The following is a 25,687-nucleotide window of genomic DNA, read 5'->3' as shown; positions in this document are numbered from 1 at the left end:
GGGAGGGGTATGGATGGACACAGCAACAGCATGGCAGATTGTTTCTATAGTTGGCTATTCCCTTTCAGGAATACTATTTATTATCGTTATTATTATGTTTTTCAAAATGAATATCCGGGCTATTTACGGGGATTTGACTGGTAAAAATGCAGAAAAACATATCCAGGCAATTAGAGAGCAATCTGGTAAGAGAGTATACAGACGCTATGAACCTAGTCCTTATAATCTAGAACGCGGTGAATTAACCGAGCCAATACCGAAATCTAAAAGACTATGGAAGTCTGGAAAGCTGAGAAAAACTGGTCCCATGACTAGTGAGAATTTAGATGAAAGAATTCAAACTGGAAACTTCGCAACTTCTCGGAAATTAGAACGGATGAAAGTAGGAGCAACTCCTGTTCCATCGACACCAATTGCAACTAAGCAGCAATTGGACGAAACCGAATTACTTGTGGATGAGACGGAACTTTTACTAGATGAAACCGAGCTGTTGGTAGATGAAACTCAGGTTTTAGCGGATGAAACTCAAGTTTTAGCTGAAGGTACACAAGTGTTAATAGATGACGATGAAACGGTGTTGTTAGGAAACACGGATGAGTTATCCCCAGAAGATCGTCCTAAGAGACGAGAGATTAGTTTCACGATGGTGAAGGATATGAAGATTACGCATACAGATGAAAATATTAATGATGATGTAAGAGATTAAGGGGTTAGAAGTTTATATAGATGAGTTGAGTCATATTTGTTATCACAAGTTTTTTAAATGGGGTGGAGAAACAAATGAAAGCGAAGAATAAGCGTAGGTTAAATCGTATGATGTCTATTATTCTAGTCTTTATGCTGATGTCTTATTATGTTCCGATAGGATTGGTGGTTGCGACTGCTGAGGGGGCTGGGGAAGACACTGGGGAGTCTGGTGTTTTTACATTGGAACTTTTGAATGACGGTAATCCTGTAGATGGAGCAACTGTAAATGGAACAAATGGAAATATTGATGTAAGTGGTACTACCAATCAAAGCGGTATAGTTTCGTTTGGGAATGTTACTATCGAGGATATAGAAGTAAATAATACATTTAATTTTGAAGTAGTATTACAAGATGGTAAATTGCATGAATTTAGTATTGTTGTAGATAATGGATTTACAGAACCTTACGTTTATGAAGTGCCGCTAGAAAAAGAGAAATTTAAAGTTACAATGAGTAATCTATCAAGTTCTGGTTCTGGTACAGTCAGGATTAATGGTAATGATTTTACCGAGGAAGATAATCCGCTGGAATTTGCGGAAGGCGAGAAAATAAAAGTTGAAGTAGAAGCATCGTCAGGATCAAAGATTAAATCTTTATCTATTGGTGGAGAAACTAAAACTACTATTCCCGAAGAAGGAAGCTACATAGAAACCGTTACTGTTGTTAAAGATACAGACATTATAGTCGAATTTACTAAGGTATACACCATTAACTTTACAAGTAACGAAAATGGAGAAATTGATGGTGATGGATATCAAGAGATTAATGCAACAGAAGGAAAGATTATTGCTAGTAAAGGCTCTTCTCCATCTTTTATAGCGACGCCAGCACTAGGTTACCTTATATCTGAAATTAAAATAGTTGGTAACGAATATAACGAATATATCGATTTATCAACTCTTTCAGACGGAGATAGTTATACTTATACCTTTGATGAAATAGATGATAATTATGAAGTATCTATAACATTTGCCAAGAGAAGTTATCAAATTACTACTAATGTAGTTGGAGAAAATAGTGATAAGGGAGATATTTCTAAAGGTGAATTAGTTGAACACGGTGGAAGTAGTACAATTATTATTACCCCTAGCGACAACTACAAAATCAAAACTTTAACTAATAACAGTGTTCGTGTAGAAGATGAAGTTATTCAAGAAGATGGCAATTACAAGTATGTACTGAAGAACATCATAGGAAAGCATGATATAAATGTTGAATTTGAAAAGGTACCTCCTGCTGAAAAAAGTTGGGATCATTATGTAACTATTGAAGTTGTGGATTCAACAGGAGAATTAATAGATTCAAACATAGAAGATAATATCCATATTTACTCTAAAGATACTAAGGTTAAAATTAAAGCAAAAGATTCATGGACTTGGATAAGATTCGGAGAAAAGTGGTGGAATAAGGAGATTATTATTGAAAACAATAGCAATACAACAATAGACGAAATACAACTTGGAAAGCTATGGGGGTCGGAGAGTATTACTATCGATCCTAATCTACAAATTCTCTTTGATACTAAAGGACCTGAATTAAGCGAAATACAATTTCAGGGAACAGGAGAAAAGTATACTGATGAAGATAAGAATTGGTATAGTGGCGGAGTTATAAGGGGCAATATTACAAACGTTGAGGAATTGCATAATGAGAGTCCATTTTCCACTGAAATTGAAGGTATTTATTATAAAAAGGAAAACTCCTCAGAAAAAATAAAGCTAGAAACATATAATTATCAAGACAATACTTTTGAAATTACACTACCTAAAGAGGATTATAGCGGTACTTATAGTATTTGGGCTGTCGATAAAGCAGGAAATTCATCTGAGGTAATACAGGTGAATGATGTAAATATTGATAATACAAGCCCAGTTATAAAGGGTATTTATATAAATTCAATCGGAGATGCTGGAGAAGGAAGTATCAGAGAAGATATAAAGGAAGATGAAATCGAGGAGTATGTTGAATTAGAAGAGTATGGTTATTTCTTTAAACAGCCACTTCGAGTAACTGTTGTTGCAAAAGATAAATCAATAGGTGGTAAAGATGGTACTGGTGTTGAATCCATGGTTGTTTATCTAAAAGACTATGAAAAAAATAAATATTATGCAGTTTTAAGTGATAATCCTGAACCGGTAGAAATAACTGAGGAAGGAATTAAGAGCATTATTCCTATCGAAACTGAAGGGGATGTAACATTTGACATCCCTAATTCCTTCAAGGGACAAATAGTTGCAAAAGCAACAGATAAAGTTGGGAATACTGGTCCTTTTGAAGCGCCAAAAGGTGCAATTCTTGAAACCCCAGAACAACATAGTCTTGAAGTTGATCATATAGTCTTTAGTAAAGAAGATGCACCTCATAAAGATACTAATGGTGGTGCTTTACATGCTGATGATGTTGACGTTGAGTTTACGGTAAAAGATACTTATTCTGGAATTGAAACAATTGAATGGTCTGTAGTGGCACCTAATGATAAAGAAGATGACCAGTTTGGTAGCTTAACCATTAACGAAAATGGGGAAATTGTGGATGGAAGTGACAATAATTGGGAAATTAAACAAAAAGATCGTAACCTTGTAACTGTGATGAGTAAAAAAATAACAGTTAATCATAACAGTAACGATATTGTGGTCAACGTCAGAATGACAGACAGATCAGGTAATACTTCTGAGGAACAAATTATGTTCAGTGTTGATAAAAAAGCTCCAAAACTTGAAGTTGAGTTTGATAGTAATTCACCAGATGATGAAAATGACTATATTTTTAAGAGTAATCGAACTGCAACCATCACAATTACAGAGCGTAACTTTAATCCAGATGATGTTACGTACAATGTAACTAAAGATGGAAAAAAATATCCAGTAGTTGGAGAATGGACGACAGTAACCCCTGAAGATGGTGAACATCCCGATTTAACAACCCATACAGCATTGATTATCTTTGAGGAAGACGGGGATTATACTTTTGATGTTAGTTATAAGGATAATGCAAAACATCCTGCACCAGACGTGGAAGCTCAAGAATTTACCATTGATCAAACTGCGCCTGTGGTGAATGTGACCTATAATAATGAAGATGTAGCAAATAAAAAGTATTATAATAAAAGTAGAAAAGCAAAGATTACAGTAAAAGAGCATAATTTTGATCCAAAGCGTGTTGAGATTAATGGAACAACTACAATAATTGGTAAAGGTGAAAAGGAGCTCCCAGCTTTGAGCGCGTGGTTGGAAAAAGAGGATGGTGTCTACGAAGCAACGATAGAATTTGAGGAAGATGCATTGTATCAATTCGATATCGTTGTAAGCGATAAAGCTGGTAATACATTTGAGGATTTTGAAGATGAATTCTATATAGATCAGACAAAGGCCGTATTAGCTGACGGAGAAGCTGTAACGTTTGAACAGGTAAACGATGGAAATCTTGCAAAAGTACTAAATTTCCTAACGTTTGGTACCTTCTTTAACAAGGAAGTTCATATTACGGCTCGGGCTTTAGATGGGACAGCCGGGATAGAAGAAATTCAATTAATAACAGATAATGGTGAGATAATTCCACTTGAGGAAATAACCATTGTTGAAGATAAATTAACAGGAGAAGCTGTATTCAAGCTTAATGAAGATAAATTTGAAGGTAAGTTTAAAGTTAGAATAATAGATCTGGCTGATAACAAAGAGACATATGATATCACAGCAGAAAACTCAAACATCAGTTCTGAAACAAACTTTATAATAGTAGTAGAAAAAGAAAAACCTAACGTTTCCATCAACGTAATACCAGATGAAGGCGTTAAATCCTATAAAAACCAATACAATGGTGACGTAACATTTGAAATTACAGCAGAGGATAACGATTCTGGTATCAACACCGTTATCATTGATGTCAATGGCAAGAAGTATGAATACGACTACTCAGACTTAGCTGAAATGCAGAAAAACCCTGATGCTTATCGTATTAATACAAATCACAAGGACATTGTAGGGAATGAAGATGGATCGTATCTCATTTCAGTTCATGTAGTAGATAATGCCGGAAATGAAAATGAAGCGGAAACTAAAATCTATATCGACAAAACGAATCCAATTATTACGAACTATGAATTCTCGATTAAAGGGAAAAATGGTTTTGTTAAAGTGGATGAAACTGATAAATTCAAGAAGTCCCTTGAACTGACCGAATATGGCTATTACTTTAAAGAGCCAACTCAGGTGAAAATCAGTGGGGAAGACCCGAAAGTAGATAAAGAGTTTACTAGTAATTTGAAGACTATTACCGTTTATTTGAAGGACCATGAAAATGGAAAATACTATGCTGCTCTTAAAAATGGTTCATTGAAAGAAATCAAAGAATCTGAGATTGGTAGTATTACTCCTATTCCAACTAAGAACAGTGTTACTGTCAATGTTCCGAAAGCATTTAAGGGACAGATTTTTGCTCAGGCTACAGACTATGTTCAGAATACAGGTGCCTATATTGCACCAAACGGCATGGTAGTGGAAAACAAAGCACAGCATAACAAAGAGACACATATCAAACTTGATCGTGCAAAAGCCCCATATAAAGATAACAATGGAGTAGATCTCTATTCGAACAATGTAAATGTTGAATTAACGGTAACTGATTCGTATTCTGGAATTGAGGAAATTGAATGGTCTGTCATTGCACCTTACGATACTGGTAACAACCAGGGTGGTAAGCTAAAACTAAATAATGATAAAACATACGCAGATGGTAGTAATACAAAGGGCTGGAAACAGACTAGAACACAATTGAATCTAGTAACAGAAATGAAGAAAACCATAACTGTAAATAACAATAGTAACGATATTAAGGTTAGAGTGAAAATGACGGATAGAGCGGGTCATACGTCAGAAGAGGAGATCACATTTAGTATTGATAAGACATCTCCTTCCATTAATGTAACGTATGATAATAATTCGCCAGATCCACAGAACCAAGATTATTATAAAGATAATCGAACGGCTACCATTATAATTACAGAACGAAACTTTAAACCAGAAGATGTAGTCCATGTGGTGACGAATACGGATAACGTTATTCCAGTTCTAAATGGTTGGTCAACTAGTAGAAACAGTAATAATCCAGACTTAACCACACATACTGCGACCATTACCTACAGTGCAGATGGAGACTATACATTCGATATTCAGTACACGGATAATGCTGGAAATAAAGCAGCACCGGTACCACAGGATTCCTTTACGATTGATAAAACAAAACCTGTGATTAATGTGTCTTATGATACGGATGATGCAGTGAATGGAAATTACTTTAATACTACAAGAACAGCTACGATTTCCATTACAGAGCATAACTTTGATCAAAGTCGTATTGAAGTGATTGGCACAGCATTCCATGACGGGGAAGTAGTGAACTTCCCATCCCTAAGTGGTTGGACTCGAAGTGGTGATGTTCATACTGCATCGATTGTCTATAGCAATGACGCCCTATATACCTTTGATATTGACTACACAGATATGGCAGGGAATGTTGCAGATGATTTTACACCACAGGAGTTCCATGTCGACCAAACAGAACCGGAGTTAACCATTGTAGGTGTTGAGAATATGTCTGCTAATAATGGTGAAGTCGCTCCAATTATTCGATATTCTGATACGAACTTTGATCCAGATTCGGTGGAGATTGAACTTACTGGATCCAATCGTGGAGATGTAGAACTGAAGGGAGAATATTCAGGCCGAAACAATGGTCAGGTGTTCATCTTTGATGACTTTGCAAGAACAAAAGAAAATGATGATCTATACACCTTATCAGTATCCTTAGTTGACTTGGCAGGTAATGAATCCACAGAAGAAATTCGATTCTCTGTAAACCGTTTTGGTTCTGTTTATGCCTTTGATGATTCTTTAGATGGATTAGTAGGTAAATATGTCCAAAATGAACAGGATATTATCATAACGGAAACCAATGTAAACAGTCTGGATAAGGATTCCATTAATTTAAAAATGACACATAATGGTTCACCATCTGACTTAAAAGCTGGAGAAGACTTTACGATTAGGGAGACTGGTGGAGAGGATACGTGGAGTCAATACACGTATACGATTCACAAAGAATTATTTGCTGGAGATGGTAGGTATACCATTACTCTTTACTCAGAAGATGCCGCCGGGAATACTAATGAAAACATCGATGAAAAGAAAAAAGCGGAGATTTCATTTGGTATTGATAAAACAAGTCCAGTTGTTGTTCCGATAGATATTGAAGAAGGGGAACAATATGCGGTTGATAGTAAAACGGCAACTATTTCCGTAAAGGATAATCTAGTATTAGAACAAGTCAAAATAAGCCTAAATAATGAAGAAATTGCCTTTGAAGAAAATGGTGAAAATTACACATTTGTTATTCCGAATTCTAACTCAACACAGGAAGTTACGATCCTTGCAACAGATGCTGCAGGAAACGAAATAACTGCTGAAGTGAGAGACTTCCTTGTAACAACGAACCTATTAGCTCGTTGGTATAATAATAAGCCATTATTCTTTGGATCACTTGGTGGAACTGGTGTCATTGGCGTAGCTTTAGCTGCATTCTTCCTTTACAGAAAGAGAAATAATGTTCCAGATGAAGTAGAAATGGAAGAGAAGGCAGGCTAAGGGGGAAGGCATATGTTTGAAGATTCAACATCACTGACAAACATACTTCTAATAGTAAGTTTAAGTGTGAATGTCATTACCTTACTTATTGTGTTACGTCTGCGCTCTAATGTGATAAAGAAAGAAGAGCCTGTTCCTGCACCGAATCGAGCAAAAGTGAATCCTATAAAACCAGCAGTAGATGTGGGTGTAGTGTTCTGCCGTAACTGTGGTAATCAATATGAATCAACGGAAGGATTATGTCCTAGTTGTGGAACACCTAGATAAGATTACTTTTTGAAAAAGATTGTTAGGAATAGAAAAGGGAGTTGCCTAGTCGCAACTCCCTTTTACTTTGTATATCTTTGAATAATATAGAAACTTACTGGGTTACAACTAGCTAGACCAAGTAAAGATAATCGTTTATACCTGACTTACAATCGACAATATCGTCTGATCAATTTGCACTAAATCCCAAGAAGTCACAATCCCAATAGGTTTTTGAGTTCTTTTTCCCGCTTGGGTAATGATGACAGCCTCTAACTTGTCATTATTGTCAAAAGCTTCTTCAAACACGTCTTCTAAGTCGTATATGGTACTTTCTCTGCTAATAAAGTGGACATTATGTTTCTTCTCACAAACCAGGATATCTTTAGCCACTACATTTTCTAAAGAAATAAAGTCACTAACAATATTCTTAGACATCCATTTGGCAATGCCACCTTCTGTCAATAACCCAACAAAGTTCGTTTCATCGTATATTGGAAATTGAGAAAAACCAGATCTCTCTACCTCATGTAGGATCTCCCTAATGGGTGTATCTGGATTAAAACAAACAACAGGTTGGGATGCAATGGATAATGCCAGTGGCGGCTTCATTAGTAATGTTTCCACTCGTTCGATTTCTTTTACCGTGTCTTCATGGGGAACTGCAATATAATGATCTTTATCGAACCTTTGATGTACAAGTGCATTACGTAAATGGCCAAATTGCTTCAGTAATTCATAATGATGACGAACTACATTATGGCGCACCCGGCTTTTGTATAATGCTTCACTATACGAAATATGATCACTTGTTCCGGTAGTTAGTTCTTTTAATTTCACATGGATTCTATTAAATGCTGCTTCAAATCGCGCTACTAGGCCTTTTTGGGTCATTAGATTATTCATATTAGTAGTTCCTTTTTTATATATTTACTATTAATTTACCATATTTATACTATCAAAGTTAGATGTTTTATCCGTATTTTAATAGACTTATTGTCCTATGTCTTCCTTGGAATTTTTGTCATAAAATGTCCGGAAGATAGGCATCATGCCCTTCTTGACCAACAGTATAGCGCTTACATAAAATAATAGTAAGTGTAATAAATAAATTCAGTACAACTCATTGTCCATGAAATGGAGGTACTTTTATGAAAACTATCCATAAATTTTTACACTCCTATTATTCAATGTTAGTCAAAGATTGTATTTGTCCAGAGTACCGGATAAAACTGCAGAGGCGAATACTGCATCATGGATCTAAATTCTAAGAGGGTTTGGTTAGGGTTAACAACTAGCAATATACTTATTATGGTAATAGAATTAAAGATTAGTATAAATGAAAAGGAGGGCAACTATCCATGCTATGCATAGTTGCCCTCCTTTTCGTATTAGAATTGACGTTTTCCTAAATCCAATTCCATCCAAACGGACATTCTACCTCCTTGTCCTGATGCTGACATTTTAACAATTCTAGCTCCTCCACGCTTGGCATAGGATTCAATCTCCTGTAGTTCTTCCTTACTGTACACTGACCGGCAAATTTCAATTGTTTTTCTACTTTGAAGACTTTGTACGTACATCGTTTTCCCCTCCGTAAAAGATTGTGGGCCAAATCCTTTAACAGTACCGTTATTAATTCTCTCTCTATGGACATTTTCTAACATAATCATAGAATGATATATACCCACTGAATTGATAGTATTTCTATTTTATGTAAGACCCGCCAATTTCATGAATACTAGGTTTGTAGGGTATTCGGACACACAACATGAGCTAGAAGCTTACTACTATTCGGTAGCAGAAGAAGTTAGTTGGAATATCACAAACAGTTGGTTACAGGCTTCGTCTAATTGTTTTTACGCATTTTCATACTATGTTAAAATGTATGAAAATGCATAAAAAAATTGAGGGATATATTTTGAAAACTGAATCAAGCAAATCGCCATGGATCATTGTACTTGTATTAACTGCTATTCTGGTAATTGGTTTACTACTTAATCAACCGATATCTAAAGATGAAGCAATTGAAATCGCAAAGGATTTAGCACCAAGTGAATATACAGAAGTTGGTTTTATTGAGTTCGTTCCAATGACTGAAACAGAATTTGGAGGAGATATCTGGCATATACAACTAGAAAACAAAAAAGCAGACAAGACCGTACTAAAGATAAACGCAAGAAACGGCAAACTAATTGAAAAAACAATGGAAGAAAGTGAAACCGGAGAATAAGGTGCCTGTGGAGAATAGGTGCCTGGCACTTCCCGAATTTTGTTCTTTTTTGTCGAACAGACAGTGGGAATATTTCTATCACATAATTCCAATAATAAAAAACTCCTCATGTAACCTGTCCCAAGGAGCAGATTATGTGAGGAGTTTTAATTTTTCCTACTGTTCAACCATGTTTGTAATACATTATCCAGAGCCACAGCAATAATAATTCCCAGAGAATACCGTACAAGATCAATCACTAAAAACCCTCTACCTAATATTAGCGCTCCAATAGAATGACTACGAATTTGATTGATCCATTCCGCCTGATACAATTGACTAAATTCGATTCCGAAGCTAAACAGGATGCTTAGGATAACTGAAAACACCATACCACGGCGACCTAGAAATAATCGAAATCCAAAATAGACCATCATGGCCCACAGTGCGTCACCAGAATGCTGTGCAAGAACTTCTGGAAGATGATGGCCATATCTTCTACTGGCTAAGCCGAGTAGGATCGTTATCACGATCGCTATTCCGTATACTAATTTCCCTGGGAATTCTTTCGTCGTTTTATGGTCAGTATTCATTGACATCACTCTTTAGCAAGTATTTATATGTCAACTATACAGGTAGCTTTTGGATAGGGCAAGAAGGGGATGAATTTCTAAGATTAATAGAATTTCTTGACATATTGATAGATTCTGCTAATATTAGTTACAATATTTCAATTTCATATTGAACCTTGTCATTCGATGAGGTAGAGGTGCGATTAATATGAGTAAGCAGTCGGAGTATGACATCGATGAGGATTGCTGAAAGGATTATTTGCCGAAGCGTAATAAAGGTCGACTTTATTACCGCTGGGATGCTTTCTGAATAAGGAGCATACTGTCATGCAGTTTTACAACGTGCATGGAGAACTACTGATCAGGATGGAGGATAACGTATTGTATCTAAAGACAATGTTAGGTTATTTTCCTATCGTTGTCTTTTTTTGTTTTCTTAAGTGTTCTAATACAATGGGCCCTGTATTGGAATGACTTGTTGAAACAAGGGATGTTCAACATACATACTTCTCCAAGTTTTCTATGCACACCCAAAAAGTTAAACACGGAAAGGGATGTGCATCATGAGTACACAAAAAGAAAATCGGAAAAAATTTGAATTTCCACATAGTTTTATTATTTTATTTGGATTAATGGTGATTACCGCAGTTTTAACGTATATCATACCGGCAGGACAATATGAACGAACGGTTGATGACCACGGTCGTTCCCTCGTTGTGGATGGAACCTATCAAACTATGGAAGCTAGCCCAACTGGGTTTATGCAACTATTTGAATCGTTGCATCTAGGTATGGTCGATGCGGCAGGTATTATATTCTTTATTTTTATCGTTGGTGGGGCCTTTGGTATTTTAACGGCAACGAAAACAATTGAAGCGGCTTTTGGCACGCTGACAAATAAATTAAATGGAAAAGAAATCTTAATTATACCGTTTATCATGGTGTTCTTGGCCATTTGTGGCGGAACATGGGGGATGGCAGAGGAAGTTATCCCGTTTATTCTAATCGCAGTTCCATTAGCAATGCGATTGGGATTTGACTCCATCACAGGAACAGCTATGATTATCGTTGGGGTATATGCTGGATTCGGAGCAGCATTTATGAATCCATTTACTGTCGGTGTGGCACAAGGAATTGCTGGACTACCGACATTCTCTGGGATGGGCGTTCGTTTTGTATTTTGGTTAATCTTTGTTGGAGTGACCATTGCTTATGTGATGCTATATGCTAGAAAAGTTAAAAAGGACCCAGCAAGAAGTATCATGTTTGCAGCTGATCAGAAGCGGGATATAAGAGTGGATGTTCAGCAGCAGACATTAACTAAAAGACAGATTATTATTTTAATAGTGCTAGGGCTTACCATTGTTGGATTGGCGCTAGGTGTAATTTTAGAAGGTTGGTATATCACGGAAATTGCTGCGTTATTCTTGATTATGGGAATAGTGGTAGGCTTAATAGCAAAATTTAGATTGAATGACATGGCTAATGCATTTATAAAGGGCTGCGAAGAAATGGTACAGGGTGCATTAATTGTTGGTTTTGCCTATGGTGTATTACGAATTTTACAAGACTCTAATACGATTGATACGGTTCTTTACCATATTTCTAATGCCGTTGCTGATTTACCGACAGCATTAGCTGCAATTGGCATGTTCGGTGTGCAAAGTCTGCTTAACTTTATTGTTCCGTCTGGAAGTGGACAAGCAGCGATTAGTATGCCGATTATGGCGCCACTTGGTGATTTAGTTGGGGTTAGTCGCCAAACAGCCGTACTTGCATTTCAGTATGGTGATGGGATTTCTAACACGTTCACACCAACGGCTGGAGTACTAATGGCTTCTCTTGCCCTTGCTAAAATCCCATGGATTAAATGGATGAAATGGATTCTTCCATTAGTATTGATTCAATATGCTTTGGGTGCCATTTTTGTAATGGTGGCACATCTATTTATTTGGTAAATTTACAGAAAGGGCAGTGCACCTGCCCTGATTCAAGTCACCGGAGGTAAAGTAGAATGTTAGAGAAATTGTTTAATAGATTAGAAAGTATCTATCCAGAGTTAGTAGAAATTCGTCGTGATTTTCATATGTATCCCGAGCTTTCAAATACAGAAGTACAAACACCGAAAAAGATTGCAGCGTACTTAGAAGATCTTGGATTGGAAGTACGGACTGAGGTTGGTGGTAGAGGAGTTGTGGCTACACTACGAGGCGGTAAGCCAGGAAAAACGGTTGCCTTACGTGCAGACTTCGATGCCTTGCCAATTCATGAGGAGACAGATGTTCCGTTTAAATCTCGTGTCCCTGGAGTGATGCATGCATGTGGTCATGACCTTCACACTGCAGCATTACTAGGAGTTGCCAAAGTCCTATCTGAGCATCGGGAAGAGATTCCTGGTACGGTTAAATTTATTCACCAATTTGCCGAGGAAGTGACTCCTGGTGGAGCAGAACCAATGATTAAAGATGGTGCACTAGATGGTGTGGATGTCATGTATGGAGCCCATGTTATGTCAACGGAGGCACTGGGTACGGTCAGTGTGAAAGAAGGGTATTTCTCTGCTGCTCAAGATGATTTTAACATTACGGTATATGGCAGAGGTGGACATGGGAATCAACCACATTTAACCATTGATCCTCTTGTAACTGGAAGTCAATTAGTAGTTAATTTACAGCAAATTGTAAGTCGTCGAGTTAATCCACTCCAAGGAGCAGCACTTACAGTCGGTTCCTTCCATAGTGGAGAGGGAAATAATATTATTCCCGATACAGCAGTAATTAAGGGAACCGTTCGTACCTTTGACGAGGAAGCGCGTACTGTAATTGAAGAAGCATTGAAAAATGTCACACAATCAACCTGTGCTGCGAACGGTGCAGGAGTGGATATCGAATATATTAAAGACTGTCCTTCCATTTATAACAATCCTGAAGAAACAAAACGAGTGATGGAAGTAGCCAAAAGATTATTTAGTGAGCAAAATGTATTAACCGACTCCCCAATGATGGGAAGCGAAGACTTTGCTTACTATACAAAAGAAGTACCAAGTGTCTACTTCACCGTAGGAGGCAGAAACAAAGAAATAAATGCAGTCTACCCACACCACCATCCCAAATTCAATATCGACGAAAGAGCAATATTGAATATAGGGAAGATGTTTATATCATTGGTGATGTAAGTTTGGGGTTTTGGTTTGGGGGTGCCTGTCACTCCCCGAAATAGCTCGAATTTTGTCGAATAAATAAATGAAGCTATTTGATTTATGAGTATGAATGTTTTCATGCTAAGTTAAATCAAATAGCTTTTTTTAACAAAATGTAATTTCTAGGGTATTATTCTGACTAAAGTTCTCACCACTGGACGCATATTTAGATAAATGTCCCCGTTTGAGAGGGCAATTCCTAATTTTAGAGTTTTGACGTGAAGATACCAATAGGCTATTTTAGGAATGAATAATCAAAAGGAGGAGTTCAATATTGCCAAGAAAGAAAAGAATATGGATGCCGAACGCGTTCTACCACATTGTTTGTAGAGGGAATAGACGAGATGACCTCTTTATGGATAAAGGTGATTATAAAACCTTTCTTTACTTACTTCAAACAATCCACCAGAAAACCCCTTTCGAACTTGCTTCCTACTGCCTCATGAGCAACCACTTTCACTTACAATTACGTTCCAAAGATCAACCAATATCAAAGGTGATGTCACTGATCAATAAAAGATACGCCGATTATTATAATACAAAATACAAACTTAGTGGTCATGTGTTTGAAAGACGGTATTATGATGAAATAGTCGAACCTGGTGCAGGAATGATAAAAGTTAGCAGGTACATACACCTAAATCCAGTTAAAGCAAAGATGGTGGAAAATCCTGAGCAATACCCCTGGAGTAGCTACCGGTATTTTTTGCACACGTTAGGGAATGAGATGTTGGCAATGGATGAAATTTTAGCATATTTCCCAGGTGATGGTATGGAGAAGCGAAGGAAGTATAAGGAATTTATGGAGAAACAAGAAGAAACAGAGGAGATTTCTGTATAAAGGTTTAGGAATAAATGTCGAATATTTCCGGGGAAATAATTTGTTATTTGTAGTATAAAGGGGAAATATGTCTTATCCACTTGATAGAGAGTATTGAGAAAATTTTTATGGTCCATTCCAATAACTGCTATTGGAATGGATTTTTTTCGACAAAAGTCGGGGAGTGACAGGCACCTCAGAACCAGGCGCCACTCTCTTAAAGACATTTAAAAGACTTTTGTTTCTGGTACATTTAAGGTAGGTGTTGGTTGGGGGGATGTTAGGTTGGAGGTTAGGGTTTTGACTTTTAATATTCATCATGGTGTTGGGATGGATGCTGTGTTAGATTTAGGTCGAATTGCGCGGGTTATTCAGGAGACGAATGCTGAGGTTGTTGCATTACAGGAGGTTGATCGTTACTTTAGTGTGCGAAGTGACTATCAGGATCAGGCGAAGATACTTGCTGAGTTACTTGGATATATATATTGCTACGGTGCGAACCTTAACTATGGACCTGAAGAGGGTCACACTGAAAACAGGCAATACGGTTTGGCGATTTTAAGTCGTTATCCAATTACCAACGTTAACCATTATTTACTTCCTAGTGTTCAGGAACAAAGAGGCTTACTCCACGCAAAAGTACAGATACACGGAAGACATGTTCACATATTTAATGTACATTTAGGCTTATCCACTTCGGAAAGATTAGAACAAATACAAACCATACATAGCATAATACAACATATCAAAGAACCTTTTGTGGTCATGGGAGATCTTAATGCAGAGCCAGGAAGTAACGAATTACTTTTACTGGAGAAAATGTCTTTATTGAATGTAGCGATGCATAAACCTTTCCATAGTTTTCCTACAAACAATCCAACGCAAAGAATAGATTATATTTTCACCTCAAAAGAGCTTAAGAAAATCCGGGAGCAAGCTATCCAATCCATGGCATCTGATCATCTCCTTGTATTAGCAAAGGTCAAAATTAAGGAATCACAATAGGAGTGCTAAACATGATCATTTACTTTTCTAACCATCAAACTATATTGTTTGCTGTAGCGGAACTAAGAAGATTACATATGAAATTGAATATAAATCTAGCTATTCAGTTTTCCAATAAAGTAAATTTACTTGTAAGTACGGAAAGACGTATCATACTCATGCTAGAAAAAGATTTCCAATTGGAGAAGTTGCAACTAGCTTCGGATGGCTTTTACATCACGCAGATTAATGAAGACGTGTATATTGTGGGGGAGTCTGAGCGTGCAATACTTTATGGTGTATATCAATATGCCGAGGAACAATTAGGTTATCGTTTTGTCGGATTAAAAGAAGTTGTCCAGGATGACTTCACTCCAACAGACATCCAAACGAAGGTCTATAATCCTAGACTAAAAAGAAGAGGAACAATAGTTGAGACCATTCGCGACCCACAATATATAATACAATTAATTGATTGGGGAACGAAGAATGGCTTGAATGAATTCTTTTTTACATTCTTCCTATGGGATGAAATTGGGACCTATTTATATCGAGAGTTGGAAAAACGAAATTTTAACATTACACTAGGTGGCCATAGTTTATCCTTTTTACTCGGAGAAAAGGTCCAGGAACTAGAGGAAGGAGCTGCATTCTTCTCTAAAGGAAGTGAACTTCAAGAATATGTGATTCAGCAAATTATTGCAAATTGCCAAAGAAACCCTATTGTTCGTCGTATCTCCTTATGGCCGGAGGATGTAGGAATAACTGAAAAGGATTATTCGACATTTATGCCGAATTATATTTCTTTTGTGGAAGATTTGAAAGAAGGACTTTCAACCAATCACTTAGATGTAGAAGTAGAGCATATCGTTTACAATGCAGGATTAGAATGGAATATGCTTGAACGTAATATGAACACACAGCCATCTTCAGAAGTGGATGTGCTTTATGCATTTTGGGGTAGAAATTATGGAGAGTCATTACTAACCCAAGAAGAAAACCAATCCAGAGCATACCAAGCATTAGAGGATTGGAAAGCACAAGTAGACCAAAAACACACTTCTTTAACCGTACTAGAATACTATAGTGACCACTTTATGCTAAGTGAATTATTCCCTCCACTCATGCAACGAATTGAAGCGGATATGAAGGTGTACGAGGACCTTGGTGTAGAAGGCGTATTGAATTTAATAGTTCCTGTTCATCAAAAACAAGATAGCTTAGAAGTCAGGTACGCATGGAAATGGGTACAAATGATGAACCATTACTTTTATGCAGGACTTAGTTGGGGAAAGGATTTCCATATATTATCTGATCGATTCTTTCACTCCTTTGGGGAACGTGCTAATTTCTATCGCGAGGTCTTACGTCAATTAGAAGGAAAACTAGCAAGCCATACAGCATACAATATTCCACTCTTTCCTGCTAGAGTAATCGACCCGGAAAAAGTAACGGAATTGAGTAATGTATCAGAAATAGTAAGTTATTTAGACGATGTATTAGGCATTATTAAAGAACAATCTATAAACTTAGATCCATCGTTAATACCAATTCAACAGAATGATAATTTTTCAAGCTTTACTCAAGAAGAGAATCTATTATTCTATTTGCACCATATTAAAGTGACATTAGAATTGATACGAGATAAATGGAGGAACAAGCAATGAGTGAACAGCATTTTCCAATATATTATGAAAAGCCTAAGCAAATATATTCAAGAAAATATGAAGCACAACTTATTATTTATGGCGCAACACCTGCAGGGATTACAGCTGCTATACAGGCAAAAAAACAGGGGTTAGATGTCATCATAGCGGAATTCAGTAACCATATTGGGGGAATTACCTCTAATGGATTAGGTGCCACGGATTTTGGTGCGAAGGAAGCCATTGGAGGATTATCTCGTGAATTTTACCGGAAAATTGGTGGCTATTACGGTAAGGACGAACAATGGACATTTGAACCAAAAGTTGCTAAACAAGTCTTCCAAGATTGGCTTTCTAGCTATGAAATACCCGTATACCTAAAACAACATCTACAAGATGTTCATGTGGAAGATGGTAGGATCAAAATAATTACGATGGAAGATGGCTCAACTTATCAAGGGGATTATTTTATCGATGCTAGTTATGAAGGAGACCTAATGGCAAAGGCAGGAATCACTTATACGGTTGGGCGTGAGTCGAATGCCACTTATGGTGAGACCTATAATGGTGTCCAGTTTGGTCATCCACATCATCAATTTAAGACGGAGATTGATCCTTATGTCATTCCTGGAAATCCAAATAGTGGACTTCTAGAAGGGATTACGGAGATAACTACTTCAGAAAAAGAAGTTCAAGGCTCTAGTGATCACCGGATTCAAGCTTATAATTTCCGCCTGTGTTTAACAAAGGATGAATCTAACCTGGTTCCATTTCCCAAGCCACCCAACTATCATCCAGGGAGATATGAGTTATTACTGCGCTATTTCGAAAGTGGTGTTTGGGATGCGATGAATTTACATACGATGCTTGTGAATGGGAAGACGGATTTGAATAATTATGGTGGTTTCTCAACGGATTATATTGGAATGAATCATGAGTGGCCAGAGGCAAGCTATGATGAGAGAGAGCGACTATTTCAGGATCATTTAAATTACCAATTGGGTATGCTTTATTTTCTTGCCAATGATCAACGAGTACCCCAGGAGATTCGCGATGAAGTAGCTGCTTGGGGTCTTAGTAAAGATGAGTTTGAAGAGACAGGTCATTGGCCAGAACAGCTCTATATACGAGAAAGTAGAAGGATGATTACGGACTATGTCATGACAGATCGAAACTGTTTGGGGGAGGTAGTGGTAGAGGATTCTATCGGACTTGCATCCTATCAAATGGATTCCCATCATTGTAGGCGAGTGGTTCTAGATGGAAAAGTAGTAAATGAGGGGGATGTGGAGATTCCGATTTCACCATATCCAATATCCTTCCGAGCTGTATTACCGAAAAGGGAAGAGTGTCAAAACTTAATTGTACCAGTATGTCTTTCAAGTTCCCATATCGCTTTTGGTTCAATTCGAATGGAACCTGTATTTATGATTCTTGGGCAATCGGTTGGTACCGCTTGTGCCTTGGCAGCTATGCAAGGGATTGCGGTTCAAGATGTGAGTTATTCAAAACTTAAACTGTTATTGCTCGAAGAAGGACAGGTACTAGAATGGGATTCTTCTATTGAGGATGACCCGTTGAAACGTATGGAGGAAACCTTTGGAAAAGAGTAATAATGTTTAGTAAAGCACTGCAGTTGATAGATTTCCATCAACATGCAGTGCTTTATACGTTACTTTATTTCTTTACCATCTTCATCCCGTACGACGACTTTGTAAGGAGTATCGCCAACAAGTTCTTTTAACTCATCAGATTGTAGGAAATCGTCGATGGCTGTTTCGATTCTATTTGCTAGTTCTAGTGCATCGTTGTCTGATTTATCGATGGATGTTTTGAAATACAAGTTCATCGTGCCATCCTTATAAGAGTACCCAACACCTTCTGTTTTGAATTCTTTATTACTCAATATACCTTCCCAAATTACTGGCAGTATTTCAGTGGTCCATTTCTGGTCAATTTCTCTTTCTTGTACATTAAACGGGTGGAACTTGATGGTGTAATCGACAGCAAGACCTTCCTTTTCTATCTCTTCAACGATTGCTGCTTCAATCTCTTCAGTTCGCTTTTCGGTATCTTCAATTTCCAAATCCAGTCTAAGCTCTTCTGAGTCAGGACTAGGAAAGCTTATGCCGTATGTGTCAATATTATATCCTTCTTGTTGTAAGTAAGGTATTACTTTATTTAATACCTCGTTTACTAATTGGCTCTGTTGATATTTAGGGTCATTTTCTGGATTGAAGTCGGCATCAGACTCTAGTTTTCGTACCATGTTCACGTCAACCTTAAAACTATCATAACCCCGTGCAGTAATAACCTCTTCTGCCAATCTCTTAATGTCATCTTTTACTTGGTTATAATATTCCTCTGACCCGGCTACCGTGATATGATATGTTTTACCTTGGACAGTATATCCAGTCCCAGCAATATCATAGCCCTTATTATTCAGTTCCTTTGTAAGAACTTCATGTATCGGCTCTTGTTCGAAAATTTTACTTAAAAATGGTATTTTAGAGGCAACCTCTGCCATTGCTGGTGAGACAAATGCAGACCCCACAAAAAGCCCGAACAATACAAGACAGGCTGCAGTTGCATAGATAAACTTTCTTGCAACACTAAGTTTTTGTTTCTTCATTGGCCCGTCTAGTTCCGAATTTCTTATCGTTTCCTGAACATTTTCTTTGATTCGATTCGCTATTTCATCATTAAAATAATTCTCACGGTAATATTCATAAATTTTTTTTGACTTCTTTTTCACTAAAATATCTCTCCTTCCTTGTCTTCAATTTTACGTTTCAATAAGTCTCTTCCTCTTGAGAGTCTGGTTTTTACCGTATCGTTATTCAATTTTAATACAGTAGAAAGCTCACTAACTTTTACATCATAAAAGTAATGGAGGATAATGACCTCTCGATATTTGATAGGCAAAGACAAAATAGCTTGTAGTAACTCCTCATTCCGGGATTCTTTAAGAAATGAAGTCTCCGTGCTTTCTGTTTTGTTGAAATTTTCCAGGATGCGCCCCTGTAATAGCATCTGTTTCAAGTTCTTTTTCTTCAAAAAGTCCTTAGATGTATTAACAGTAATCCGATATATCCAGGATGATATAGCGGCCTCTCCTCTAAAACGATCTAAATATTTATAAGTCTTTAGGAATACCTCTTGGGAAATGTCCTCAGCTAATCCGCGGTCCTTCACAAAGGAAAAGGCAAGGAGATAAACCTTTTCGGAGTATCGCTGCATTAGTATCTCTATTGTATTTTCTTTCTTAGTGATATCGATATCAATGTCATCCTTTGGGTAGATTGCATGCAAATCTTTGTTTCCCACTGTGTGCCTCCTTTCTTACACTTTTTAGACATAGCTATGTTGTTTTTGGTTTCACTTATTATTAAAAAAGTATTCACTTTAGTTTATTAGCTAGTAAAAATTATTTATATACTTCTTTCTAAAAAGGACAAGTCCCTACATGTGTCTCTAATTAGTCCATAAATGGTAGACAACCAAATTCCTCCAAAAGACATAGATTAATTTAGTCTAAAAGTAATAAAATAAAACAAGTGTAGACTATTCCACACTTGTTTCATCTACTGCTATTCCTTTTTTAATTGCAATTCTTTTAAATGCTCGTTGACTTAAAAATGTAATCGCAACTGCTAAAACACTTCCTGTAAATAGTGGAATGGTTCCTGGTAGAAGTACAACCATCCCATATAAAAGGAATATACTAGCAATCATCCCAACTAACTCTAAGATGGAGGAGATGCCAATAAGTAGTGCTTGTTTTATATATTGAAAGAATGATAGTTTAAAATGTACAAAGACCGGAAAGAAAAATAGCAATGTAATCATAGATCCTGTAAATATTAGAATAATAACAGGGATTAGGAATGAAAACTTTCCAGGATTCAACTGGATGAATGTAATGTCGTAATAAATAAAGTAGCCCACTAGTAGGAAAATCAACCCATATCCATTTTGCTTCAGAAAATCATGTTTGTAGGCAGTCCAAAACGTCTTGAATAACTTCAGATTCCGTTCTCCAAGAAAAATCCATTTCCTAGTAATCGTAAACATGGCGGAGGTTGCTGGAAATAATCCAAAGAAAACAAGCCCGACTAAAGTAAAGAATAGCCATAATATATTTAAATACGCTAAACGTAGCATCCATGTAGCTAGTATGTAAAATCTATCCATGTATTCACTCCTCTACGACACAACTATACACTGTATGCTAACTTTCATTCAAACATTTTTTACAAGATTCTACAATATTTCAATAAGTGAATTAAAGACAATTTATAGACTTGTCTATTGTTAGGAAAAGAAATAAGATAGTGATATAAGTAAATGAAAATTTCAGTCAAGTCAAACTTTTCTAATGATGCTTTCCGGTAATGGGCTATTTCGGAATTTATTTTTAATGTTAATTGTTAACGCTTACAACAAGTGTGTGCATGATCTGATCCAGTTTGAAAAAGGAATAGCAAGTACTTACTAGATTTGACTATGACTTGAAAACAAAAAGTTTGAGAGGGGATTCAATATGAAAAAGTTTAGTTTGCTTGTCTTACTACTAGGCTTCCTTCTTGTTATGGCAGCATGTTCTGATGATGCTAGTAATGAAGCAGAAGGAGAAGTTGGTGGGGAAATAACAGTTTGGGTTCATCCTTACACAGGTGATGCAGAGAAAGAAGAAGAAATGTGGGATACCATTGTAAAACGTTTCCAAGAAGAACATGATGCTGAGGTAAAGATTGAAGTTATTCCTTGGGCAAACCGAGACCAAAAGATACTAACAGCACTTGCAGCAAATAATGGTCCTGATGTTTTCTATGCAATTCCAGACCAAATGCCACAATATGCAAATGAAGGAATGCTCTTAGAACTTGATCCTTATCTAGAAGACTTTGATTTAAGCGATTTTGTTGATACGGCCTTAGTATCTACTAAATGGCAAGACAAGACTTATGGTCTACCAATCTTACAAGAAGCTTATACTTACTTTTATAATAAAGAAGTAATCGAAGCAATTGGAGAAGATCCTGAGAATCTACCAGAGACTTGGGATGAGTTTAAAGCTTGGGCAGAAAAAGCAAAAGCAAATGGCTTCTATGCAACAACTTTCCAAGGTGGGGGTTCCATGAATGGAACACTATATCCATACCTATGGCAAGCTGGTGGAGAAGTGTTAACACAGGATGATGAAGTATTAATCAATAACGAAGCTGGTGTAGAAGCATTTACCTTTGTTAACGATATGTATGAAAATGGATGGATTCCAGAAGATTCTATTACAGCAATGGAACATGATGCAATTTGGAATAGTGGAGACATGTTAGCTGTACTTGGATCTGGTATTACGTTAAGCAATCTGCAAAAGAATGGTGAGATTGATTTCGTAATTGGTTCACCATTAGAAAATAAAGAAAAAGTAACATATGGTACAGTTGGTATGTTTGTTATACCTTCTAACACGGATAACCCTGCCACTGCAGCTGAGTTTGTAAAAGTATTAACGAATGCTGACAACCAACGTACATTTAATGAAGTTACACAATACATTCCAACTAGAGAATCTGCGAAGGATATTTTTGATGAGCAGCCATACCTAGCTCAATTAGCATCGTATACACAATATGCACTTCCTGGTGTTATTCACCCTAAAGGACGTGACATCATGCCGATGATTCAAGCTGAATTACAGACGATGATGGAAGGTAAGAAAACACCACAAGAAGCAGCTGATTCTGCAGCAGAAGCAATCGAAGCTGCTGTAAGCCAATAATGTAGGAAAAGGACAGAGGGGGTAAAGTCAACATGCTCACTCTGTCTTATCTTATACAGGAAATAAGGTGATGACACTGAAGAAGAACAATCCAAACATAAACAAAAAGAAGAATAAATTACCTTTTAAAGAGCGTTTTCGTAAAAATGCCATCGTTTATCTGTTCTTATTTCCAATCTTAATCCACTTTGCGATATTTCAAGTTTTTCCCTTTTTATTTAGTTTTGTTCTTACTTTTATGGACTGGAAAATTATCGGAAACCATGAATGGGTTGGCTTGAAACATTGGATGCATTTCTTCCAGGATAAACTAGCGTGGAAAGCGCTTTGGAATACATTTATGTTTTCCGTTTACTATATTGTACCGACTATGGCTTTAGGGCTAATACTTGCGTTAATTATTAATTCCGGTGTGCGTTTTGCTGGGTTCTTTAAAGGAATTTTCTTTCTGCCAGTTGTTACATCCTTTGTTATCATTGCTGGATTATGGGGATGGTTATTCCGTGGTACAGAATCTGGTCTAATCAACTGGATTATCGGTTTTTTTGGCATAGAACCTCAATTATTTCTATCGGACTCTAGTCAAGCACTAATTGTACTTGCTGGACTTAGTATTTTAAAGGTAGCAGGGAGTACGATGATTTATTATTTTGCTGGGCTACAGTCGATCCCTAAGGAATTGTATGAAGCTGCAAAAATTGATGGAGCATCAAAGTCAAAGATTTTTTGGAAGATTACCTTTCCATTACTAAAGCCGATCCACTTCTATGTTGCTATTATTACAACAATCGGTTCGTTCCAAATCTTTGATTCTGCGTATCTATTAACCGGTGGTGGGCCGAACTATGCAACAACTACCATTGTGTTCTATCTCTATCAGCAAGGATTTACTAACTTGAACCTAAGTTATGCAGCTGTATTATCCTATGCCTTATTCTTTATTATCTTAATTGTTTCGTTAATTCAACGTAAATATATTGGCAAGGATACAGCAATCTACTAAGGGGGTTCAGAAGCATGAAAAAGATTATTAAATACTTATTATTATTTATACTTGCATTTAGTTTTCTGTTGCCATTTCTCATTATGCTACTTGGCTCACTGAAGGAAATTGAATATGCACTTCTGGACCCGTTTTTCTGGATTCCAGAAGATCCATCCTTAGGTAACTATTTGTACATTTTCCGGGATGGTGTGTTTATGCGCTGGATATTTAACTCGGTTGTAATAACAGTTATACCGGTATTTAGTCAGATGTTCTTATGTGCTATTTTGGGATATATATTTGCGAAGAAACAGTTCCCGGGTAGGGAGACTATTTTCTGGGTATTCATGGCCGTTATTATGATCCCACAGCAATTGTTAATCATCCCGAAATATATTATGTTTGCACAATTTGAGTGGATCAACACTTACTGGGCATTGATCGTACCGGAATTATGGGGAATTATGGGTGTGTTCCTTGTACGTCAATTCCTACAAGGTATTCCGAATGACTTTGAAGAAGCAGCATATATTGATGGTGCCAATGATGTTCAAATTTTCTTCAAGATTATTCTACCGCTATCATTACCGGTAGTCGCGACGGTTGGTACATTCTCATTTATTTCCAATTGGAATGACTTATTCCAACCACTTATCTTTATGACACAAGAAAAAATGTATCCGGTAACTGTCGGACTTGCGTCATTACTAGGTAAGGAAGGAAACTTTGGTATTGAGATGGCAGGTTCAACCTTGTCGTTTATACCTACATTTTTGATTTTCTTATTCTTCCAACGTTATTTCACGGAAGGGATCCAAATGTCTGGTCTTAAATAAGTGGACTAGGGTGGTGCCTCGTCCTAATAGGATGAGGTGCCTTTCTTTGCTTTCCCTGAATTTCTAGTTAGAGGGTGTATGGGATGTACGAAATAAAACTTGGCATAATTGGCTTAGATACTAGCCATGTTACGGCCTTTACTAAATTATTGCATCATCAAGACGAAAATTATCATATTGCTGGTGCTCGTGTTACGTTAGCATATCCCGGAGGATCCCCGCATCTTTCCCTTAGTAGCTCCCGGTTAAAAGGATTCACGGAGGAGATGAGGCAGACATATGGAGTGCCCATTACAGATTCCATACAAAAGGTTGCTGAGGAATGTGATGCTATTCTAATAGAGTCGGTAGATGGAGGTACTCATCTGGAACAACTTAAAGAGGTGGTGTCCTATCAAAAGCCGATTTTCGTGGATAAACCTTTTGCGCTGAACACCGAAGAGGCACAAGAGATGTTACGGCTTTGCAGGGAGTTTCAAACTCCGATAATGAGTACATCAGCGTTACGTTATGCAGAAGCATTAACAAGATTACTAGAAAAACATTCACACCGGAGAATAGTAGGGGCAGACTGTTTTGGTCCGATGGAGGTATTGGAAGAAATACCTGGCCTATTTTGGTATGGAATTCATACTGTGGAGATGCTTTATACGATTATGGGTCGAGGTGTAGATACGATACAGGCAGTTAAACTAGATGAACACGATAGTATAACAGCTGTATGGGAAGATGGCAGAGTTGGAACGATTCGAGGGAATAGGGTTGGTAATCATCAGTTTGGAGCGGTAATTCATTATGAGGATGGTACCGAGTTTGTTGTAATTAGGCCAGATGATAAACCATTCTATGCTAGTCTTTTGGAAGAGATTATTGGATTCTTTCGGGATGGAATAACCCGTGTACCGTTAGAAGAAACGGTGGAGATTATACGTTTTATTGAAGCGGCTAATGAAAGTCGGGAAACTAGGGAAGTTGTTCGTCTATAGAAGAGCCTCCATGGTGCGTGAGAGAGGCTC

Annotated in this window: 21 protein-coding genes and 1 riboswitch; of the genes, 15 read left to right on the top strand and 6 right to left on the bottom strand. The window is 37.1% G+C overall.

What is annotated here, in order from left to right:
• The first annotated feature begins 13 nt into the window (after positions 1-13).
• The 3 genes from BN999_RS19605 to BN999_RS19595 all read left to right on the top strand — a co-directional run bounded on the left by BN999_RS19605 (position 14) and on the right by BN999_RS19595 (position 7,653).
• A complete protein-coding gene (locus BN999_RS19605; RefSeq protein ID WP_096274343.1) occupies positions 14-706 on the top strand; it encodes a hypothetical protein in 693 nt (230 codons plus the stop codon).
• A gap of 74 nt (positions 707-780) precedes the next feature.
• A complete protein-coding gene (locus BN999_RS19600; RefSeq protein ID WP_096274341.1) occupies positions 781-7,386 on the top strand; it encodes a hypothetical protein in 6,606 nt (2,201 codons plus the stop codon).
• Positions 7,387-7,398: 12 nt separating this feature from the next.
• A complete protein-coding gene (locus tag BN999_RS19595; protein WP_096274339.1) occupies positions 7,399-7,653 on the top strand; it encodes a hypothetical protein in 255 nt (84 codons plus the stop codon).
• A 135-nt stretch (positions 7,654-7,788) separates the two neighbouring features.
• On the opposite strand, the gene BN999_RS19590 is transcribed toward BN999_RS19595, so the two are convergent.
• Both BN999_RS19590 and BN999_RS19585 read right to left on the bottom strand, forming a co-directional pair.
• A complete protein-coding gene (locus BN999_RS19590) occupies positions 7,789-8,538 on the bottom strand; it encodes a CBS domain-containing protein (RefSeq protein ID WP_096274337.1) in 750 nt (249 codons plus the stop codon).
• A 485-nt stretch (positions 8,539-9,023) separates the two neighbouring features.
• Positions 9,024-9,323, bottom strand: a complete 300-nt coding sequence (locus tag BN999_RS19585; RefSeq protein ID WP_217988507.1) for a hypothetical protein — start codon at positions 9,321-9,323, stop codon at positions 9,024-9,026.
• Positions 9,324-9,366: 43 nt separating this feature from the next.
• Here BN999_RS19585 and BN999_RS20825 point away from each other — a divergent pair, with 43 nt between their 5' ends.
• Positions 9,367-9,534: a hypothetical protein gene (locus tag BN999_RS20825; protein ID WP_176482050.1), complete on the top strand. Its 168-nt coding sequence runs from the start codon at positions 9,367-9,369 to the stop codon at positions 9,532-9,534.
• Between the two features lie 19 nt (positions 9,535-9,553).
• Entirely contained in the window at positions 9,554-9,865 is a 312-nt protein-coding gene (locus BN999_RS19580) for a PepSY domain-containing protein (protein ID WP_096274333.1), read from the top strand.
• Between the two features lie 146 nt (positions 9,866-10,011).
• On the opposite strand, the gene BN999_RS19575 is transcribed toward BN999_RS19580, so the two are convergent.
• Positions 10,012-10,437, bottom strand: coding sequence for a ribosomal maturation YjgA family protein (locus BN999_RS19575; RefSeq protein WP_096274331.1), 426 nt, complete (start codon positions 10,435-10,437; stop codon positions 10,012-10,014).
• A gap of 163 nt (positions 10,438-10,600) precedes the next feature.
• Positions 10,601-10,781, top strand: a riboswitch (Lysine riboswitch).
• A gap of 198 nt (positions 10,782-10,979) precedes the next feature.
• Here BN999_RS19575 and BN999_RS19570 point away from each other — a divergent pair.
• The 6 genes from BN999_RS19570 to BN999_RS19545 all read left to right on the top strand — a co-directional run bounded on the left by BN999_RS19570 (position 10,980) and on the right by BN999_RS19545 (position 18,678).
• Entirely contained in the window at positions 10,980-12,374 is a 1,395-nt protein-coding gene (locus BN999_RS19570) for a YfcC family protein (protein ID WP_096274329.1), read from the top strand.
• A gap of 56 nt (positions 12,375-12,430) precedes the next feature.
• A complete protein-coding gene (locus tag BN999_RS19565; protein WP_096274327.1) occupies positions 12,431-13,591 on the top strand; it encodes a M20 metallopeptidase family protein in 1,161 nt (386 codons plus the stop codon).
• A gap of 298 nt (positions 13,592-13,889) precedes the next feature.
• Entirely contained in the window at positions 13,890-14,456 is a 567-nt protein-coding gene (locus tag BN999_RS19560) for an REP-associated tyrosine transposase (RefSeq protein WP_096274325.1), read from the top strand.
• Positions 14,457-14,735: 279 nt separating this feature from the next.
• Positions 14,736-15,440 carry an endonuclease/exonuclease/phosphatase family protein gene (locus tag BN999_RS19555; RefSeq protein ID WP_096274323.1) on the top strand — a complete coding sequence of 235 codons (705 nt, stop codon included), beginning with the start codon at positions 14,736-14,738 and terminating at the stop codon, positions 15,438-15,440.
• 11 nt (positions 15,441-15,451) lie between these two features.
• Positions 15,452-17,086 (top strand): alpha-glucuronidase family glycosyl hydrolase, encoded by a 1,635-nt coding sequence (locus tag BN999_RS19550; protein ID WP_096274321.1) that lies wholly within the window; start codon positions 15,452-15,454, stop codon positions 17,084-17,086.
• A complete protein-coding gene (locus BN999_RS19545) occupies positions 17,083-18,678 on the top strand; it encodes an FAD-dependent oxidoreductase (RefSeq protein ID WP_096274319.1) in 1,596 nt (531 codons plus the stop codon). Before BN999_RS19550 ends, BN999_RS19545 begins: the two co-directional genes overlap by 4 nt.
• A 59-nt stretch (positions 18,679-18,737) precedes the next feature.
• Here the strand turns inward: BN999_RS19545 and BN999_RS19540 are convergent, their stop codons facing one another.
• The 3 genes from BN999_RS19540 to BN999_RS19530 form a co-directional block, all read right to left on the bottom strand.
• Positions 18,738-19,820 carry a DUF4030 domain-containing protein gene (locus tag BN999_RS19540; protein WP_096274317.1) on the bottom strand — a complete coding sequence of 361 codons (1,083 nt, stop codon included), beginning with the start codon at positions 19,818-19,820 and terminating at the stop codon, positions 18,738-18,740.
• A complete protein-coding gene (locus BN999_RS19535; protein ID WP_096274315.1) occupies positions 19,820-20,392 on the bottom strand; it encodes a sigma-70 family RNA polymerase sigma factor in 573 nt (190 codons plus the stop codon). The genes BN999_RS19540 and BN999_RS19535 overlap by 1 nt, the downstream gene beginning before the upstream one ends.
• A 237-nt stretch (positions 20,393-20,629) precedes the next feature.
• On the bottom strand, positions 20,630-21,259 hold the full coding sequence (locus BN999_RS19530) for a YesL family protein (protein WP_096274313.1): 630 nt from the start codon (positions 21,257-21,259) through the stop codon (positions 20,630-20,632).
• A gap of 349 nt (positions 21,260-21,608) precedes the next feature.
• Between BN999_RS19530 and BN999_RS19525 the strand changes: the two genes are divergently transcribed.
• The 4 genes from BN999_RS19525 to BN999_RS19510 all read left to right on the top strand — a co-directional run bounded on the left by BN999_RS19525 (position 21,609) and on the right by BN999_RS19510 (position 25,657).
• Entirely contained in the window at positions 21,609-22,850 is a 1,242-nt protein-coding gene (locus BN999_RS19525) for a sugar ABC transporter substrate-binding protein (protein WP_096274311.1), read from the top strand.
• 70 nt (positions 22,851-22,920) lie between these two features.
• On the top strand, positions 22,921-23,853 hold the full coding sequence (locus tag BN999_RS19520) for a carbohydrate ABC transporter permease (protein ID WP_176482049.1): 933 nt from the start codon (positions 22,921-22,923) through the stop codon (positions 23,851-23,853).
• A gap of 14 nt (positions 23,854-23,867) precedes the next feature.
• Entirely contained in the window at positions 23,868-24,671 is an 804-nt protein-coding gene (locus tag BN999_RS19515) for a carbohydrate ABC transporter permease (protein ID WP_096274309.1), read from the top strand.
• 83 nt (positions 24,672-24,754) lie between these two features.
• Positions 24,755-25,657 (top strand): Gfo/Idh/MocA family protein, encoded by a 903-nt coding sequence (locus BN999_RS19510; protein WP_096274307.1) that lies wholly within the window; start codon positions 24,755-24,757, stop codon positions 25,655-25,657.
• Positions 25,658-25,687 lie beyond the last annotated feature (30 nt).

Origin of the sequence: Paucisalibacillus globulus (assembly GCF_900184735.1) — a bacterium.
GTDB classification, from domain to species: domain Bacteria; phylum Bacillota; class Bacilli; order Bacillales; family Amphibacillaceae; genus Ornithinibacillus; species Ornithinibacillus globulus_B.
Note: the sequence above shows the minus strand (reverse complement) of the source record. Positions and strands in the feature narration are given on the sequence as shown.